Source organism: Corallococcus sp. AB045 (assembly GCF_003668895.1).
Lineage (GTDB): Bacteria > Myxococcota > Myxococcia > Myxococcales > Myxococcaceae > Corallococcus > Corallococcus coralloides.
In genome coordinates, this window is the sequence record NZ_RAWN01000003.1 from 90,748 (window position 1) to 108,059 (window position 17,312).

The window sequence follows — 17,312 nt, forward strand, 5'->3', positions numbered from 1 at the left end:
GGGCAGCCATGGGTGGATGATGCGCGCTGACGCCGTCTTGCTAGCCATGGTGCTGCTGCTCACGGGATGCGCCTCCGTGCAGCAAGCGCATGGGGATGGCCAAAGCTTGAGCTACGCCCCGCGAGAAGCGTCCTCACCCCGGTGGGGGGAGGCGCCAGGCGATGAGCCCCCGCGCGGCTGGACCTCCCACCCGCGCAGCGTCTCCGGGCCCCAGCATCGGCTCCTGCGTCGCCAGCAGCCACGCGATGACGTGACAGCCGTGGGAAATGGCACCAGCGAGGGCGCTGTTGGGGGCGGGGCCCGGAGCGTTGCACTGACGCGGCAGGCAGTCCTCGACGCTACGGACGAGGTGAAGAGCTCCCTGCGCAGCGTCCAAGCCGCGTTCTCCAAGCTGGCGGCCCGTCATCCAGACCCCTGGGGCTGGAGCCTCACCGGCGTGTTCACGCGCTACCTCGACCAGGGATCACGGCAGGTGACGTGGCTTCATGGCGCGCTGGGGAGCGCCACCGCGGTGACAAAGGCAGCCTCGCAAGTTGGCGACGCGGACATGGAGTTGGGCCTGCTGCGCATGACGGGACCGAAGCTCCAGGCGGCTCAGTTCGGGACCCTCCTCTTGGCCACCTGGGTGGACTTCCTGTACCTCGCGGACGCCGTGCTCCGAAACTGCCCCATGTGCAGCGCCGAGAAGCTCTTCACGGACCTGCATCGCATTCAGGGACTGATGGAGCCCGCGCTCACGGACCTCGCCTCACTGGACCCCGACCGGGTGGAGGCGGCGACGACCGCGATGCCCGAGTTGATGGGAAAGCTGACGCGTGAGTTCGACACGCTCCAGCGGGAAACCCGCGCGACCATGAAGCTTGGCGGGCAGGTCATCGCGGCGATGCAGGCGGTTGAAATGGTCACGATGATCTCCACCCTGAAGCTTTCCCTGCCACGCGTGCCACCCTCGGCGCTTGGCGTGGGGTTCGTGATGAGTTCGGGCGGAGTCGTGGTGGGCTCGCGGATGGTCGTCTCCGCCGAGGGGGTGGAGATGATGCGGAGGCTCGTGCAGGCGGGCGTCATCTCCATTCCCGCCGTCAGTGCGGCCGTCCTGATTCAAGGCGGACAGGTCATGATGGCCCAGGCGCATCAGGACCTGCCCAAGGGCGTGCGCGAAGCGCTGGGGGACAGCCCCGAGGTGCGCGGCATGCACGAAACCGGCAGAGCGGGGGCGGGCATGTCGGACGGCCCGAAGCACCACGTGCTGCCGCAAGAGCACCGCGAGTGGTTTGAACAGCGCGGCTTCAAGGGCGACATGGACATCGACCAGTTCTGCGTCCAGTTGGAGCAGGCCCACCACGAGGCGATTCACGGTGGGGGGAACTGGAAGCTGGGGCGCACGTGGCCCGATGAATGGAATCAGATGCTCATGCGCTCTCTGCGCGAAGCCGAGACTACGGCCGGCCGGACGTTGACGAGAGACGCGATACTGAAGCTCGTCGCCAAAGAGATGAAGCGCTATAGCATCCCCGCGAATTTCACCTCTTGGAGCGGGCGATGACCGACGGGCCTTCCTGGCGTGGCAATTGGCCAGCGCGGCTGTATGAGCGGGTCCGCGAATTGGGTTACAGCTCATTGACCGCGTTCGCGGAGTCTCGCCCCACTGCTTCATTGGTTGAGTTGGCCGAGGTGCTGGGCCAGGGAGACATCGCAGGGGTGCAGGTGTTCAGAGGGCTGGTCGAGGAGGCAGAACGGGCCCATCAGGTCACGCGGTTGGTGCGCAGTCAGTTCGTCCGAGAGCTGTCCGAGGGGCTTCCCCAAGGCTGGCCTCCCGTGCTGGACGACGAAACCCGGATGGACGTCGCCTTGGTGCTCGGGTCCTGGTTTGGCTTCACGCCTGTCACGCATCAGGCACGTGTCAGGCAGGCCAACGCGGAACTTTTCGCCCATCCGCCGCCCGCTGGCTGGCGCCCGCTCGGTCCCGACGACGAGCTTCTCCGCACGCTCTTGCCGGACGAGGAAGCCTGATCTCCGCGGCGGCCCCGCCAGCCAACCAGCGAGGTCGTCTTCCCGGAGCCACGGTCACCGGAGATGAGGAGGCTGGTGGAGAGGTGCTCGTTGTCGCGACCCGCGGCCCGCGCGCTGTTCTCGCAAGCGGCCTCCAGCCAGGAGAAGAGCTCCCCCAGGCCCTGACGGGTGGAGGTCAGCAACTGCGCCCACTCGAAGGCCCGGGCCTCCGGAAGGGGGGTGGGCTGGTAGTGCGGGCCCGCGTCCGGGGCGCTGTCCGGTGTCGTTGCCATGGCCCCGGAGGATGGACGGGGGACACCGCCGTGCGAATCACCCTGGAGTGAGGAGGGATGTCACGCCGAGGAAGCAGCGCGGGCGCGAAGTCCGAAGCACGTGGCGTGCGCACGTTGCGGGAGGAGGCGGCGCATGAAGCCAGGGCAGCACACACCCGAAATCGAATCCTTCTATCACCTCGGGCCTGGCCCCCTGGGGACGCATGCCTGTCAGGGCACCGCCTGCTTCGTCGCGCGCCACCTGGATGCCGCGCGCTGGCGTCAGGCCACTTCGGGTGACACCCGCGTCTACTGCCTGGGCCAGTGCTACCGGGCGCCCTCCGTCACGGGTGAGGATGCTCGCCCTGAAGTGCACGTCAGGGCTCCCCAGGCCATCACGCTGGGGCGCGTCGCCAGCGGCGGAGCCCGCGCCCTGACAGAGGCCACCCGCCAGGGCGCCTACGCGGCCCTGGAGCAGGCGCTGTCCTCGCCCCCCGAGGCCCTCATCGCGCAGGTGGAACGGTCCGGGCTGCGCGGCCGGGGAGGCGCGGGCTTCCCCACCGGACGCAAGCTGCGCGCGGTGGCCGCCGCTCCCAGCGCGGAGAAGGTCGTCGTGGCCAACGCGGACGAGGGTGACGCCGGGGCTTATATCGACCGCTTCCTGATGGAAGACGACCCCCACGCCGTGCTGGAGGGCCTGTTGCTGGCGGCGTACGCGGTGGGCGCACGCCGGGGCGTCATCTACGTGCGCAAGGAGTATCCGCTCGCGGCGTGCGTGCTGCACGTGGCCCTGCACGAGGCCCACCGTGAGGGCGTGCTGGGTCCACACATCCTGGGCAGCGCGTTCTCCTGCGAGGTCTCCATCGAGGTGGGCCGCGGCAGCTACCTGTGTGGTGAGGAGACCGCGCTGCTCAACGCCCTGGAGGGACGCCGGCCCTTCGTGCGCGCGCGGCCCCCCTACCCCGCCCAGGCGGGCCTGTTCGGCCAGCCCACGCTGGTGCAGAACGTGGAGACGCTCGCCAACCTCCCGTGGATCTCACGCCATGGCGGCGAGGCATACGCGGCGCTGGGAATCCCGGGCAGCCGAGGCACGAAGGTGCTGTCGCTCAACTCGCTCTTCCACCGCCCGGGGCTCTACGAAGTGGAGCTGGGCACTCCGGTGCGCACCGTGGTGGAGGAGCTGGGAGGCGGGCTGCGCACCGGTCCGCTGAAGGGCGTCCTCATTGGAGGGCCGCTGGCGGGCATCCTCCCTCCGCACCTGCTGGACACCCCGCTCGGCTTCGAGGAGCTCCAGGCCGTGGGTGCTTCCGTGGGGCACGGCGGCGTGGTGGCCTTCGACGCGCGCACGCCCATCGCCGCGCTGGTGCACCACGTCTTCTCCTTCGGCGCGTACGAGTCGTGCGGAAGGTGCACGCCCTGCCGCCTGGGGGCACGGCATGTCGAGCGGCTCTTCGCGCGCGTGCTGGACGCCGGCACAGTCCCCCGTGCCGGCGCGGCGGACTGGGAGGAGGTCGCCGAGGCGCTGCGCCTCACCAGCCTGTGTGGACACGGCACCGGGCTGGGGGAGTTCGCCCGGAGCGTGCTGCGCCACTACCGGGAGGAGGTGGAGGCATGCTTCGCGTGATCATCGACGGGCAGCCTCGCGAGTGCGCGCCCGGCACCGTGCTGGAGGCGCTGGAGTCCCTGGGCATCTCCATCCCCGCGCTGTGCGACGACACACGCCTGACGCCGGTGGGCGCGTGCCGCACGTGCATCGTGGAGGTGGAGGGTTGCGAGCGTCCGGTGGCCGCCTGCACCACTCCACTGGCGGAGGGCATGGTGGTGCGCACGCGCAGTCCCCAGGTGGAGGCGCGGCGCAGGGTGCTGCTGCGACTGCTGGCCTCCCAGTACCCGGCCGAAGCGGTGACGCGCCATCCGGACAAGCCCTTCCACCGCGCGCTGCGCGAGTACGGTCTTGCGGACGAGGCGCGCGGCACGCACCGGCCGGAGTCGCTGGACGACTCGCACCCGTACATCCACGTGGACATGTCCCAGTGCATCCAGTGCTACCGCTGCGTGCGCATCTGCGACGACGTGCAAGGACAGTTCGTCTGGCGGGTGTGGGACCGGGGCGCCGCGACGCGCATCCTCCCGGACGGGCCGGACCTGAAGCAGAGCTCGTGCGTCTCCTGCGGGGCATGCGTGGACAGCTGCCCCACCGGCGCGCTGGAGGACCGCACGCTGCTGGACCGGGGCTGGCCGGAAGCGTGGACGCGGACCACCTGCTCCTACTGCGGCGTGGGCTGCGAGATGGACGTGGGCACGCGTGAGGGCCGCATCGTCACCGTGCGGCCCTCACGCGAGGGCCCGTCCAACCGGGGCCACCTGTGCTCCAAGGGGCGCTACGCCTTCGACTTCGTGACGGCGCCGGACCGCGTCACCGCGCCGCTGCTGCGCGAGGCGGGCGGCTGGCGGCGGGCCTCCTGGGACGAGGCGCTGGGCTTCATCGCGGAGCGCCTGCGCCGCCTGCGGGACGCGCACGGCCCGGACTCGGTGGGCATGCTGGGCTCCGCGCGGGCCACCAACGAAGAGAACTACCTGGCGCAGAAGCTGGCCCGCGTGGTGCTGGGGACGAACAACGTGGACTGCTGCGCCCGCGTGTGCCACGCGCCCAGCGCCGCCGGGCTGAAGCGGATGCTGGGCACGGGCGCCTCCACCAACTCCTTCGAGGACGTGGAGCACGCGCGCACCCTGCTGGTGGCGGGCAGCAACGCCACCGAGTGCCACCCCGTCGTCGGCGCCCGCATCAAACAGGCGGTGCTCCGGGGCGCGAAGCTCATCGTCATCGACTCGCGGCGCACGGAGCTGGCGCGCTACGCGGACGTGCACCTGCGGCCCCGGCCCGGCACGGACGTGCCGCTGCTCAACGCGCTGGCCCAGGTCATCGTGACCGAGGACCTGTGCGCCCCGGACTTCCTGCGCGAGCGCGTGGACGCCGTGGAGGACTTCCAGTCCTTCATTCGCGACTGGACACCCGAGCGCGCCGCGCGGCTGTGCGAGGTGGACGCGGAGGACCTCCGGAAGGCCGCGCGCCTCTACGCCACGCACGGCCCGTCCATGATGGTGCACGGGCTGGGCATGACGGAGCACGTGCAGGGCACCGAGACCGTCATGGCGCTGGTGAATCTGGCGCTCCTGACGGGCAACCTGGGCGGGCCGGGCATGGGCGTCAACCCCCTGCGCGGGCAGAACAACGTGCAGGGCGCGGCGCACATGGGCTGCGAGCCGGGGCAGCTCACCGGCTACGTCCCCCTGGAGGAGCACCGCGCCCGCTTCGAGGCCGCCTGGGGCTCACCCCTGCCCTCCACGCCGGGGCTGGACCTGATGCGGATGATGGAGGCGGCGCGCGGCGGGCGGCTCAAGGCGCTGTGGGCCTTCGGCTACGACGTGCTGCTCACCAACCCGGGGGCGAACACCACGCGCGAGGCGCTGGAGCGGCTGGAGCTGCTGGTGGTGCAGGACATATTCCTCAACGAGACCGCGCGGGCCTTCGGCCACGTCTTCCTGCCCGCGTGCACCTCGTTCGAGAAGGACGGCACGTTCATGAACGGCGAGCGGCGCGTGCAGCGGGTGCGCGCGTCGCTGCCCCCAGCGGGGGAGTCCCTGCCGGACTGGGAGATCCTCTGCCGCGCGGCTCGTGCGCTGGGACACCCCGAAGGCTTCGCCTTCACCTCTCCGGAAGGAATCTGGGACGAGGTGCGGCGCGTGTGGCCCGTGGGTGCCGGCCTGTCGTACGCGCGCCTGGAGCACGGCGGCCTCCAGTGGCCCTGCCCCGACGAGGCGCACCCGGGCACCCGGGTGCTGCACACCCACGGCTTTGCCCTGGGCCCGCGGGCGGCGCTGCGCCGCATTGGCTACACCCCGTCGCCGGAGGCGCGCTCGGAGGACTTCCCCTTCGTGTTGATGACGGGCCGGCGGCTGTATGCGTTCAACGCGGGGACCATGACGTCCCGCACGCCGAACGCACGGCTCCAACCCGGCGACTGGCTGGACATGGCCCCGGCGGACGCGGAGCAGCTGGGGCTCCAGGAGGGCGCGCGCGTGCGCGTTCGCAGCCGGCATGGCGAGGCGGTGCTGCCCATGCACCGCGCGGAAGGGCTGCGGCCCGGCGAGCTCTTCACCACCTTCCACACCGCGGAGACCCTCATCAACGCCGTCATCGGCCCGCATCAGGACCCGTATACCCATACGCCCGACTACAAGGTCACGGCCGTCCGGGTGGAGCACGTGGAGTAGCCGGGGCGCGGCGGCGAGCGGCGCCCTGCTCGTGGCACCCCGCCCTCCGCCTCCCTACCCTCATCCTCGAGGGCCCGGGGTCCTGGCCGGGAGGTGCCATGGCCGACGCACAATCCCAGACCGCGTTGAGCGCCCTGCGCATCGACCGCTCCGCCGCCCCCATGAAGCGCCGGCGCAGGCTGCGCTGGCTCATCCCCGTGGGGCTCCTGGTGGCGGTGCTCGTTCTGGTGGCGGCCGCGGTGGCACGCCGCGCGCCCATCGTGCGCGTGGCCGAGGTGCGCGAGCCGCTCCCCGGCGAGCAGCAGACGGAGCTGTCCGCCTCCGGCTACGTCGACTCGCGGCGCCGCTCGGTCATCGCGCCGCTCGTCGCGGGCCAGCTCGTGGAGGTCGCCGTGGAGGAAGGCGAGGCCGTGCGGCGGGGCCAGGTGCTTGCCCGGCTGGATGACCGGGATGCCCGCGTGGTGCTGGACCGGGCAGAGGCCGCGGTGCGGGCCTCCGAGGCCCAGCTCGCCGCCTCCGAGGCCCAGGCCCTCAACGCGCAGCGCACCACGCAGCGCACGCGCAACCTCGCCAGGCAGGGCGTCATCCCCCGGGCCCAGCTCCTCGACGTGGAGACCGCGGGCCTCGCCACGCAGGAGTCCCTCAACCTGGCCCGGGCGCAGCTCGCCGTCGCCCGCCGTGCGAGCGAGGCGGCCCGCCTCCAGCTCTCGCACACCGTGGTGCGCGCGCCGTTCGACGGCACCGTGTCGAAGAAGCTCGCGAACGAGGGCGCGGTGCTCGCTCCGGCTGCCCTCACCGGCACCAACCTGGGCGGCATCGTGGAGCTGGTGGACCTCCACGCCCTGGAGGTCGAGGCCGAGGTCAGTGAGGAGCAGCTCTCGCGCATCCGCATTGGCCAGCCCACCCTCATCTTCCTGGACGCCCTGCCGGGGCGCGCCTTCCCCGGCCAGGCGGCCACGGTGCGCCCCGCCATCGACCGCTCCAAGGCCACCGCCACGGTGCTGGTGCGCTTCCAGTCCGTCCCCCAGGGCGCGCTGCCGGACATGGGCGCCAAGGTGTCCTTCCTCCGCCAGCCACTGCCTCCCGGGGAGCTGGCCGAGCATGGACAGCCTCAGCGAGTGCCCGCGAGCGCGGTGGTGCGCGACGCGAAGGGCGCCGCCGTATGGGTGGTGAAGGACGGACGGCTCACGCGCCAGCCGGTGCGCGTGGGCGAGCGCGTGGGGGACGAGGTGTCCCTGACGCAGGGGCCGGGCGCGGGCACGCAGGTGGTGGTGGCCCCGGACCCGAAGCGCCTTCACGACGGCCGGCGCGTGAAGGTGGAGGCGAAAGGCGGATGATCCAGGACGCGCGGCCCGCGGCTCCGGACCCCATGGTGCGCCTGAGGGGCGTGTCCAAGACGTACCGGCGCGGCACGGTGGAGGTGCCCGTGCTGGCCGCGGTGGACCTGACCATCGGCACCGGCGCCTTCGAGGCCTTCATGGGCCCGTCCGGCTCCGGCAAGTCCACGCTGCTCAACCTCGTCTCCGGGTTGGACCGGCCCACCAGCGGCCTCGTCGAGGTGGCCGGCCGCGACCTGGCGCGGATGAACGACCGGGAGCTGAGCGACTGGCGCGCCGCCCACGTGGGCTTCGTGTTCCAGCTCTACAACCTCATCCCGGTCCTCACGGCGGCGGAGAACGTGGAGCTGCCCCTGCTGCTCACGCCGCTGACGCGCGGGGAGCGGCGCCGGCACGTGGCCGCCGCGCTGGAGCTGGTGGGGCTGGGCCACCGCATGGGCCACCGCCCGCCTCAGATGTCCGGCGGCGAGCAGCAGCGTGTGGCCATTGCCCGCGCCATCGTCTCCGACCCGGACCTCATCATCGCGGACGAGCCCACGGGGGACCTGGACCGCAAGTCGGCGGAGGCCGTGTTGGATCTCTTCGGCGTGCTCCACCGGGACCTGCACAAGACGCTCGTCATGGTGACGCACGACCCGCATGCCGCCGAGCGCGCGGGCCGCGTGCACCACCTGGACAAGGGGGTGCTCCAGTGAACTACGTGGGACTGGCGGGCCGCGACCTGATGCGAAACCCGCTGCGGATGACGCTCACCGTGCTCGCGGGCGCGGTGGGCGTGACGGCCTTCATCTTCCTGAGCACCGTCGTCGACATGTTCTATTACAACGCGCGGGCCGCGCAGGTGGACCGGCTCATCGTCCGCAACAAGGTGTCCTTCACCCAGCCGCTGCCGCTGTCCTATTACGCGCGCATCGCCGCGCTGCCGGGCGTCACCTCCGTCACGCACCAGGAGTGGTTCGGCGGCACGCTGGGCGACACGCAGAAGGACTTCTTCGCCAACTTCGCCATCGACTCCCACACCTTCCTGGACGTCTTCCCCGAGTTCGTCGTCCCGCCCTCGCAGCTCGCCGCCTTCCGCGGGGACCCGTGTGGCGCGCTCGTGGGGGAGCAGCTGGCCCGGCGCTTCGGGTGGAAGGCGGGGGACCGGGTGACGCTCAAGGGGCAGCTCTACCCCGGCGACTGGACGTTCAACGTGCACGGCATCTACCGCGGCGCGCGCCCCGGGGTGGACACCACCGCGCTGGTGTTCGGCTACCGCTGCCTCAACGAGAGCGACCGGCTGACCGAGACCATGAAGGACAAGGTCGGCATCTACGCGGTGCGAGTGGACGACCCGGCGCGCTCGGCCGAGGTGGCGGCGGCCATCGACCACCTGTTCGACAACAGCCCCTACCCGACGAAGACGGAGAGCGAGAAGGCCTTCCAGCTGGGCTTCGTGGCCATGTCCTCGGCCATCGTCACCGCGGTGCGGGTGGTGTCCACCGTCATCCTGCTCATCATCCTGCTCGTCATCGGCAACACGCTGGCCATGGGCGTGCGCGAGCGCACCCGGGACATCGCCACCCTGCGCGCCCTGGGCTTCCGCCCGCGCACCGTGGTGGCGCTGGTGCTGGCCGAGTCCTCCGTCATCGGCCTGTGCTCAGCGGCGCTGGGCGTGACGGCCGCGCCGGTGCTGGTGAACGTCTTCGCGAAGCTCATCGCCTCGCGGTTCGGCCCGATGCCGGACCACCTCACGCGCTGGCATACGCTCTGGGTCTCCGCGCTCGCGGCGGTGGCGGTGTCCCTGCTGGCGGGCGTCTTGCCGGCCCTGCGCGCGGTGCGGCTGCCGGTGGCGGAAGGCCTGCGGAGGGTGGCCTGAGCGATGGTGCCGCTCTTCTACAACACCCGCAGCCTGTGGGCGCGCCGGCTGTCCACCGGCCTCACGGTGGTGGGGCTGGGGCTCGTCGTCTTTGTCTTCTCCGCGGTGCTGATGCTGGCCAACGGCATCGAGTCCGCGCTGGCCTCTGGCGGGGACGCGTCCAACGTCGTCGTGCTGCGCAAGGGGGCCACCAGCGAGTTGGTCAGCGGCGTGGAGCGGGACGCGGTGCGCATCCTCACCACGGATCCCCAGGTGGCTTCCGGACCGGACGGCCAGCCGCTGGTGGCCGGGGAGCGGGTGGTGCTGCTGACGCTGCCCAGCGGCCGCACGCAGGCGATGAACACGTCGGCGCGAGGCATCAGCGCGGAGAGCTTCGCGGCGCGGCCGGAGGTCCAGCTCGTCTCCGGGCGCAGACCCCGGCCGGGCACCAACGAGGTGGTGCTGGGCCGCTCGCTCGTCGGAACCTCGCCGGAGGCCACGCTGGGAGGGGAGCTGAGGTTCGCCCGGCAGCGCTGGCCGGTGGTGGGCGTCTTCGCCGCCCGGGGCGGGGCCTTCGAGTCCGAGGTGTGGGCGGACGCCATGCGCCTGGGCACGGCCTTCGGGCGCGAGGACTACAGCTCCGCGGTGGTGCGGCTGCGCTCGCCCGCGGAGGTGGATGCCTTCGTGAAGCGCGTGGAGGCCAACCCGCGCTTCACGCTGGAGGCCCGGCCGGAGCCGACGTACTGGGCGGACCAGGCCAGCGGGCTGGCCACCTTCATCCGCGTGCTGGGCCTCTTCGTGTCCTTCGTCTTCAGCGTGGGCGCGGTGCTGGGGGCGATGATCACCATGTACGCCCAGGTGGCGACGCGCGTCGCGGAACTGGGGATGCTGCGCGCGGTGGGTTTCCGGCGGCGCAGTGTGCTGGCCAGCGTGGTGGTGGAGTCCGCCATGCTGGGCGCGGCCGGAGGCGTGCTGGGCGCGCTGGGGGCGCTGGCCACGCGGTGGATCCACATCCGCACGCTCAACTTCCAGACGTTCGCGGCGGTGAGCTTCGGCTTCTCCCCCACCCCCGCCATCCTGCTGGGCGCGCTGCTGTTCGGCACGGGGATGGGGCTCCTGGGCGGGCTGCTTCCCGCGCTGCGCGCCGCGCGACTGTCCATCCTGGACGCACTGCGCGCCTTCTGAAGGACCTGGAGCCCATGAACGCCTCCCCCCAGCCGCACGACGCGCACCACGGGCTCCCTGCCATGTGGGGCCGGGCGCTCCTGCTGGTACTGCTGCTCGCCGGCCTCGCGCTGCTCGCGTCCTCGGACGCGTTCCAGTCCCTCCTGCGCCGGGCTGTCGACGCGGTCGCGCCCGTCATCTCCACGCATCCCTTCTGGGGCGCGGTGCTCTTCGTCCTCCTCTCCGCCCTGTCCGCGATGCTGGCCTTCTTCTCCAGCGCGCTGCTGCTGCCGGTGGCGCTCCAGGCCTGGGGAAAGGCGGTCAGCGCGCTGCTGCTCTGGGTGGGCTGGATGCTGGGCGGCGCGTGCGCCTACGGCATTGCCCGAGCATGGGGCAGGCCCGTCATCCGCCGGCTCACCTCCGCCAGCCTGCTCGACCGTTACGAGGAGCGCATCTCGCGGCGCACGCCCTTTGGCGTGGTGCTCCTCTTCCAGCTCGCCGTCCCATCCGAAATCCCGGGCTACGTGCTCGGCCTCGCGCGCTATGGGCTGCGCCGCTATCTGGCCGTGCTCGCCCTGGCGGAACTCCCCTACGCGGTGGGCACCATCTACCTGGGCGCCAGCTTCCTGGAGCGGCGCACCCCCGTGCTGCTGGGACTGGGCGCGGCCGGCATCCTCGCCGGCCTGTGGGCCTTCCATCTGCTGCGCAAGCGCCTTGGCGCGCGGTCGCCAGCGGCCCGGAGGGGGGATGACGCCTCGTGACCTGCCACCGGCCGACAGCGGACCCCATCTTGTTTTGGAGGCCACGCGCACCGTTGGGAGAGCAAGCCATGCCCGTCTACGAGTACTTCTGCCGCAAATGTCAGGAGCCCTTCACCGAGATCATGACCATCAAGGAACACGACGAGCGGATGCCGAAGTGTCCGCGTGGCCACGAGTCGAAGGAGGTGGAGAAGCGCATCTCTTCCGTCCATGTCGTGACCGCCAAGAAGTGGCTCACCTACTGAGGCCCGCACGGGCCGGGTGACAGACCTCCCGGCCGTGCTTCCTCCAGCTCAAGGGGGCAGACCATGTACTTCCAGGACCGTGTGGATGCGGGCCGGCGGCTCGCGCGCAGGCTGCTCGAGCGCGGGTACACGGGCGAGCACACCCTCGTCATGGGGCTGCCCCGGGGCGGCGTCCCCGTCGCCTACGAGGTGGCGGCGGCGCTGGGCGCCCCCTTGGACGTCTGCGTGGTTCGCAAGATATGCGCACCGGAATACCCGGAGCTGGGCCTGGGGGCGGTGGCGGAGGGAGGAGTCGTCTTCCTCAACCGGAAGCTGATGGACGAGATGGACCTCACGGAGGACGACCTCCGCGGGGCCATCCACCAGAAGACCGCCGAGGTGGACACACGCGTGACGTGCTTCCGCCAGGGCGCGGCGCCATCGTGGGTGGAGGGAAGGCGCATCATCCTCGTTGATGACGGCATCGCGACCGGAGCCACCGTCCGGGCGGCCCTCCAGGCGCTGCGCGCGCGAAAGCCCGGGCGCCTGATCCTCGCGGTCCCCGTGGCGGACACCCTGACGCTCAACGAGCTGACGCCGCAGGTGGATGACGTGGTGTGCGTGTGCTCCGCCCTGTCGATGTTCGCGATCGGCCAGTGGTACCTCGACTTCCGCCAGGTGCCGGACGAAGAAGTGGTGGAGCTGCTGGCGCTGGCGCGGAGCACCTTCGAGCGGAGTCAGCCCTCGCCACCCACCGGCTCCGCCCATCCAGAGCCGTCCCGTGGCCTGGGCCCGGAATGACCGAGGGGGAGGCCCGTCGCGAGGGTGGGACGGCGCGGGGACCGGGCCCACGACGAGGCCGCCACACCGCTTCGCACCCTGGCGGAGGCTCCCCACCATGCCAGGCGCGGCTGGCTCGGTCCCTTCGAAATGAGGCCGGGCGGAGGGTTGCCGGAAGTGGCGGCCCGGCAGGGCTGGCGCGGCTGGGGCTTCGGGCTGGCCCTGCTGGCAGCGCTCATCCTGGTGGTGGCGCGCGCCTCCGATGAGCGCGAGTTCGCGCGCCTCTTGAAGCAGTCCGCCCCCGCGTGGCTGTTCGTCGCCGTGCTGCTCCAGGCGGCGACATACCTTTCGCAGTCTGCGGTGTGGCGCGCGGTCTTGCGGCGCACGCGCTTCCGGGTGTCCCTGGGCGCCCTCTACGCGATGAGCTTCGCGAAGCTCTTCGTCGACCAGGCCCTCCCCTCCGCCGGCATCAGCGGCGCGGCGCTCATCGTCCACGGCCTGGAGCGGCGCGGGGTGGCGCGGGGGCCGGTGATGGCCTGCGTGGTGGTGGAGACGATGACCAACTACACCGCCCTCATCCTCGCGCTGATCGTCGCGCTGGGCATGGCGGACTGGATTGGCGAAGCGCGGACGCTGGTGTGGGGGGCCACGGCGGTGCTCATCGCGCTCAGCGGCGCGCTCATCGTCTTCCTCCTGCGCCTGTCCCGGGGGGACGGCGGTCACCGGCCGCCCCGCGGCTTCGCGCGGATTCCGGGAGCGAGGACGCTGCTGCACGCCCTCTCAGAGGCGCCGCCGGAGCTGGCGCACAGCGCCCGCGTGCTGACCGAGGCGACAGGCTTCAACTTCATCATCCACCTGCTCGACGCGGCGACGCTCTGGGCCCTGCTGCGCGCCATTGGCGTGGACGCGGCGCCCACCAGCGTCTTCACCGCCTTCATGCTGTCCGCGCTGGCGCGGACCCTGGGCGTCATCCCCGGAGGCCTGGGCACCTTCGAGGCGGCCTCCACCGGGGCGCTGACGCTCATGGGCGTGCCCCTGGCAGCGGCGCTCTCCGCGACAGTGCTGTTCCGCGGCTTCAGCTTCTACCTCCCCCTGCTGCCGGGCCTCTGGCTCTCCCGGGGCGAGCTTCGCGAATGACATCCGGCGGCCCGGGTCCGCAGAGGTCGAGGCCGAATTCCAGAAGGCTGCCTTGCCTCACGGACCAGGCGGACTGCTCGCCGTTTAGATGTCCGAAGCTTGCCAAGATTCTCATGCCTCGAAACCCTTCACGGTGAGGGAGGAACCCATGTCTCTATTACTGCTTGCGCTGGCGGTGGACTGTTCAAGTGAAACACTGACAGCGGCCGTCAACTTCGCCGTCGTTGCCGGCGGAGTGGTTGCATCCATCTTCGGCTCTGTCTGAGGTGTAAATCGATTGCAACGTCAGGAATGGAGGAAGCGAGTCCAGCCGGCTCTCGACTCCCTGGAGGCGGGTCCCGGTGGGCGCCATGAAGCTCTGGGAGCAGTCCGGGTGTCGGGCAGCCCCCGGGCCCTGGTACCCGAGGGCGGGATTGCCTCAATCCCTCTCAACGTCCAGCCTTTGATGCCATGCAAACCATCAAGCTGGGACTGGCCTGTCTGCTGTTGCTGGGGAGCCAGGTCGCATGGGCGCATCCATCGCGTCCGGCCATCTGGGGCGAAAGCGCGATGGTGAAGGTGCGCCCGGAGACGCCTCCCCGCGTCCAGCGTTCCGTGTCGCTGACCGCCGCGCGCAACGAGTTCGTGTCCTTCCAGGTGGTGCTTCACGGAGGCCGGTCGGGCCTGCGGGGCGTGAGCGCCGTCCTGCCGGAGCTGCGCGGGGGCCGGTCGCGCATCCACGGCGGAGACTTGCTGCTCTACCGGGAGGCGCTCCTGGACATCACGACCCCCACGCCTCCGGGGACGACGCCCGGGCGGTGGCCGGATGGCCTGGTGCCGGACGTGGACGAGGTGGTGGGCGAGAAGCGTCTGGCCTTTCCCTTCGACGTGCCCGCGGGCGAATCCCGCGCCGTCTGGGTGGACGTGCACGTGCCGCCCCACGCGCGTCCTGGCACCTACCGCGGCGCAGTGTCGGTGAAGGGTGACGGCTTCACTTCGCGGGTGGAGGTGCGCCTCCAGGTGGTGGATGCCCTCCTGCCGAGCACCTCCTCTTTGCGCAGCGCCTTCCTGCTCTGGCCTCCCCACGTGTGCCGTGCCTTCACGGGCGATCCGGTGTGCCCCGTGGACACCCAGGTGCGCCTCTTGAAGCTCTTCCACCGGATGGCGCTGGAGCACCGCATCACGCTGGCGAGCGGCTTTCCCCGGGAGGTGAACCTGCCCACGTGGGACCTGCCGGACTACGACACGTTCAGCGAGCGCTGGGGGCCGTTCCTCGACGGCTCCGCCCCCAACCGCCTGCCCGGGGCGCGCATGACGGCCTTGCAGTACCTGGGGCCGGCCAATGGTGCGTCGCTGACGGAGTTCCAGACGGAAGCGGACGCGCGCGGCTGGCTGTCGCGCTCGTTCGACTACGTGGGGGATGAGCCGCCCTACGGCTCCACCTGGGAGGCGGTGGCGGCTCGGGCGGAGCTCACCCGCATGTCGGCCCCGAACCTGCGCACGCTGCTGACCAGCACCGTCACCGAGCTGGAGGCCCACGGGCTGCTGGAGGAAATCGACATCATCACCGTGCTGGTGAACTTCATCGACGGAACCCAGCCACCCTACGAGGGCGACCAGCGCCCGAAATACGACGACTTCCTCACCCAACCCAACCGTGAGCTGTGGCTGTACCAGAGCTGCGCGAGCCACGGCTGTGTCGCGGGAGAGCCGCCCCCGCCGGAGAACATCCCCGGCCAGGGCTGGCCCTCGTACATGGTGGACCGCTCGGCGGCCAAGGCGCGCGGCATGCAGTGGCTGGACTTCATCAACGGTGCCAGCGGCGAGCTGTACTACCAGACGGTGGGCCTGCTCTTCACCGCGTGGACGACGCAATTCCGCTTCAATGGCAACGGTGACGGCACGCTCTTCTATCCGGGGCTGCCCTCCGTCATCGGCGGCACCACCGAAATCCCCCTGCCCTCGCTGCGCATGAAGCTCATCCGGCAGGGCATGCAGGACTACGAATGGCTGAAGCTGGTGAGTGACGCGGGCGACCCGGGCTACGCGCGCGCCGTGGCCCGGAAGCTCATCCCGCACGCCTGGGCGGTCCCCGACGACGGTGAGGCCTTCGACCGGGCGCGGCTCCAGCTCATCCGGCGCTACCTGCAGCTGTGCCGCAACCGCGCTACGCCGCCGTAGGCGACGGCGTGCACAGCCGCGCCGCTCACGGGTCGTAGCAGGGACCGCTCTGGCGGACCTCGACGGTGGACCACTCCGCCGCGGGGCACTGCGTGGCCAGCTCCAGCGCCTCCTCGCGCGTCTTCACGTCGAGGAGGAAGAAGCCGCCGATGATCTCCTTGGACTCGGTGAACGGGCCATCGCTGAAGCTGAGCTTCCCGTCACGCCGCTCCACCCGGATGCCCTCCGCGTCCGAGCGCAGGGAGTCCGCCGCCTGGAGGATGCCGCGCGCCTGGAGCGACGCCCCGAAGCTCCGCATCCGCTCCATCCGGTCCGCCGCGACGCGCTTCTCCTCCGCCGTCTGGGGCTTCCCGCCTCCGGTCTGCATCACCACCAGCATGTACGACATGACCTGCTCCTTCCGGGGCGCCGTCAGTCAGTTCCCCACCGCCACGGCGCGAGGACCCGCGTCCACCGCGACGTCCACCGGTGGAGCGGCGGAGGACCAGAGCTGCTCGGGAGGCTCCCCGAACGTGTCCGGCACCGCATGCACGGCGTAGACGCATTCGTGGACGTTGTCACCCAGCTTGCAGAGCAATTCGCTGCGCCCCGAGTGGAGGTCCACCTCGTAGAGCGCGGTGGGACATTGACTGCCCACGATGAAGCGCTGACCTCCCAGCGGCGCCAGTCCACGCGCGAAGGCCCTCGGAGTGCCGGGAATCGTCGCCTGACGCCGCCCGCTTCCATCCAGCTTCTGGCTCACGAGCTGGGAAGAGTGCGTGTCGTTGAAGACGAGCGCGTCTTCGTTCCAGGTCAGGTTGTGGTTGGGAATCTTCACCCCTTCCTGACGCGCCACGATGCGCGCCGGTCCGTCATCCGGAAGCAGCACGCCCAGCCAGGTGGCTGACGAATAGCGGGCGCCCAGGAAGCGCATCGCGAACATGCGCGAGGGCTTCGCCAACGGGGTGTCCATGCCCATGCCCTTGAGGACCCGTCCGGGAAGGCCCAGCAGGCTCTGGAACCTGCGCGTCGCCCCCGACGCCACGAAGCCGAAGGACAGCAACAATCCTTCCGGCGCGCGCGCCACGCCGTTGATGTGGACGAAGTCGTAGAGCGGCGGAAGCTGCCGCGGATCCCGGTAGTCCACCTCCGCCGCCTCCCCCGCCCAGGCCGCGAGCCCCAACGCCTCTGCCAGCCCCGCGTCCTTCCGCCAGCTCCACGAGCGCAGCAGCCGGCCGTCCCACCCGAGCTTGATCAACGCGTCCGACGCCGTCGCCGTCACCCACACGCCATCCGGCTCCACCAGGATGTCGTGGACCTCGCCGAAGAGCGGATGTGACAATTCCGCCACCTGATTCCACTGCCGGTCGAAGACATACAGCCGGTCCGTCATCGCG

15 protein-coding genes are annotated in these 17,312 nt (G+C 71.1%); 13 read left to right on the forward strand and 2 right to left on the reverse strand.

The genetic code is table 11. The annotated features are described in order from the left end of the window. Window positions 1-436 precede the first annotated feature (436 nt). The 13 genes from D7Y21_RS01325 to D7Y21_RS01385 all read left to right on the forward strand — a co-directional run bounded on the left by D7Y21_RS01325 (window position 437) and on the right by D7Y21_RS01385 (window position 15,936). Window positions 437-1,543, forward strand: a complete 1,107-nt coding sequence (locus D7Y21_RS01325; protein WP_233611902.1) for a DUF2380 domain-containing protein — start codon at window positions 437-439, stop codon at window positions 1,541-1,543. After that, the gene (locus D7Y21_RS01330; RefSeq protein WP_120567248.1) at window positions 1,540-2,010 is read left to right on the forward strand and encodes an NUDIX hydrolase; all 471 of its coding nucleotides are present in this window, start codon (window positions 1,540-1,542) and stop codon (window positions 2,008-2,010) included. Before D7Y21_RS01325 ends, D7Y21_RS01330 begins: the two co-directional genes overlap by 4 nt. Window positions 2,011-2,415: 405 nt before the next feature. After that, a complete protein-coding gene (locus D7Y21_RS01335; RefSeq protein ID WP_121710731.1) occupies window positions 2,416-3,885 on the forward strand; it encodes an NADH-quinone oxidoreductase subunit F in 1,470 nt (489 codons plus the stop codon). After that, on the forward strand, window positions 3,873-6,536 hold the full coding sequence (gene fdhF, locus D7Y21_RS01340; RefSeq protein ID WP_121710733.1) for a formate dehydrogenase subunit alpha: 2,664 nt from the start codon (window positions 3,873-3,875) through the stop codon (window positions 6,534-6,536). The genes D7Y21_RS01335 and fdhF overlap by 13 nt, the downstream gene beginning before the upstream one ends. A gap of 98 nt (window positions 6,537-6,634) precedes the next feature. Then, window positions 6,635-7,873, forward strand: a complete 1,239-nt coding sequence (locus D7Y21_RS01345) for an efflux RND transporter periplasmic adaptor subunit (protein WP_121710735.1) — start codon at window positions 6,635-6,637, stop codon at window positions 7,871-7,873. Continuing rightward, window positions 7,870-8,568 (forward strand): ABC transporter ATP-binding protein, encoded by a 699-nt coding sequence (locus D7Y21_RS01350; protein ID WP_121710737.1) that lies wholly within the window; start codon window positions 7,870-7,872, stop codon window positions 8,566-8,568. Before D7Y21_RS01345 ends, D7Y21_RS01350 begins: the two co-directional genes overlap by 4 nt. After that, complete coding sequence (locus D7Y21_RS01355; RefSeq protein WP_120567184.1) at window positions 8,565-9,731, forward strand: FtsX-like permease family protein; 1,167 nt, start codon at window positions 8,565-8,567, stop codon at window positions 9,729-9,731. Before D7Y21_RS01350 ends, D7Y21_RS01355 begins: the two co-directional genes overlap by 4 nt. A gap of 3 nt (window positions 9,732-9,734) precedes the next feature. Further along, the gene (locus D7Y21_RS01360; protein ID WP_121710739.1) at window positions 9,735-10,895 is read left to right on the forward strand and encodes an ABC transporter permease; all 1,161 of its coding nucleotides are present in this window, start codon (window positions 9,735-9,737) and stop codon (window positions 10,893-10,895) included. A 14-nt stretch (window positions 10,896-10,909) separates the two neighbouring features. Further along, on the forward strand, window positions 10,910-11,635 hold the full coding sequence (locus D7Y21_RS01365; RefSeq protein ID WP_233591963.1) for a TVP38/TMEM64 family protein: 726 nt from the start codon (window positions 10,910-10,912) through the stop codon (window positions 11,633-11,635). Between the two features lie 68 nt (window positions 11,636-11,703). Then, on the forward strand, window positions 11,704-11,880 hold the full coding sequence (locus D7Y21_RS01370) for an FmdB family zinc ribbon protein (protein ID WP_120567182.1): 177 nt from the start codon (window positions 11,704-11,706) through the stop codon (window positions 11,878-11,880). Between the two features lie 63 nt (window positions 11,881-11,943). Beyond that, window positions 11,944-12,660, forward strand: coding sequence for a phosphoribosyltransferase (locus D7Y21_RS01375; protein ID WP_121710741.1), 717 nt, complete (start codon window positions 11,944-11,946; stop codon window positions 12,658-12,660). A gap of 156 nt (window positions 12,661-12,816) precedes the next feature. Continuing rightward, on the forward strand, window positions 12,817-13,776 hold the full coding sequence (locus D7Y21_RS01380; RefSeq protein ID WP_233611904.1) for a lysylphosphatidylglycerol synthase transmembrane domain-containing protein: 960 nt from the start codon (window positions 12,817-12,819) through the stop codon (window positions 13,774-13,776). 450 nt (window positions 13,777-14,226) lie between these two features. Continuing rightward, entirely contained in the window at window positions 14,227-15,936 is a 1,710-nt protein-coding gene (locus tag D7Y21_RS01385) for a DUF4091 domain-containing protein (protein WP_120567179.1), read from the forward strand. Between the two features lie 25 nt (window positions 15,937-15,961). Here D7Y21_RS01385 and D7Y21_RS01390 read toward each other — a convergent pair whose 3' ends face one another. Both D7Y21_RS01390 and D7Y21_RS41650 read right to left on the reverse strand, forming a co-directional pair. Continuing rightward, window positions 15,962-16,324, reverse strand: coding sequence for a YciI family protein (locus tag D7Y21_RS01390; RefSeq protein WP_121710745.1), 363 nt, complete (start codon window positions 16,322-16,324; stop codon window positions 15,962-15,964). A gap of 27 nt (window positions 16,325-16,351) precedes the next feature. Further along, on the reverse strand, window positions 16,352-17,312 hold a 961-nt coding region (locus D7Y21_RS41650), incomplete at its 5' end, for a hypothetical protein (RefSeq protein WP_158627211.1).

Bases quoted from the DNA above. Each gene is read 5' to 3' on its own strand.
- D7Y21_RS01330 (WP_120567248.1), top strand. From the start codon at position 1,540: ATGACCGACGGGCCTTCCTGGCGTGGCAATTGGCCAGCGCGGCTGTAT.
- D7Y21_RS01335 (WP_121710731.1), top strand. From the start codon at position 2,416: ATGAAGCCAGGGCAGCACACACCCGAAATCGAATCCTTCTATCACCTC.
- fdhF (WP_121710733.1), top strand. From the start codon at position 3,873: ATGCTTCGCGTGATCATCGACGGGCAGCCTCGCGAGTGCGCGCCCGGC.
- D7Y21_RS01345 (WP_121710735.1), top strand. From the start codon at position 6,635: ATGGCCGACGCACAATCCCAGACCGCGTTGAGCGCCCTGCGCATCGAC.
- D7Y21_RS01350 (WP_121710737.1), top strand. From the start codon at position 7,870: ATGATCCAGGACGCGCGGCCCGCGGCTCCGGACCCCATGGTGCGCCTG.
- D7Y21_RS01360 (WP_121710739.1), top strand. From the start codon at position 9,735: ATGGTGCCGCTCTTCTACAACACCCGCAGCCTGTGGGCGCGCCGGCTG.
- D7Y21_RS01365 (WP_233591963.1), top strand. From the start codon at position 10,910: ATGAACGCCTCCCCCCAGCCGCACGACGCGCACCACGGGCTCCCTGCC.
- D7Y21_RS01370 (WP_120567182.1), top strand. From the start codon at position 11,704: ATGCCCGTCTACGAGTACTTCTGCCGCAAATGTCAGGAGCCCTTCACC.
- D7Y21_RS01375 (WP_121710741.1), top strand. From the start codon at position 11,944: ATGTACTTCCAGGACCGTGTGGATGCGGGCCGGCGGCTCGCGCGCAGG.
- D7Y21_RS01385 (WP_120567179.1), top strand. From the start codon at position 14,227: ATGCAAACCATCAAGCTGGGACTGGCCTGTCTGCTGTTGCTGGGGAGC.
- D7Y21_RS01390 (WP_121710745.1), bottom strand. From the start codon at position 16,324: ATGTCGTACATGCTGGTGGTGATGCAGACCGGAGGCGGGAAGCCCCAG.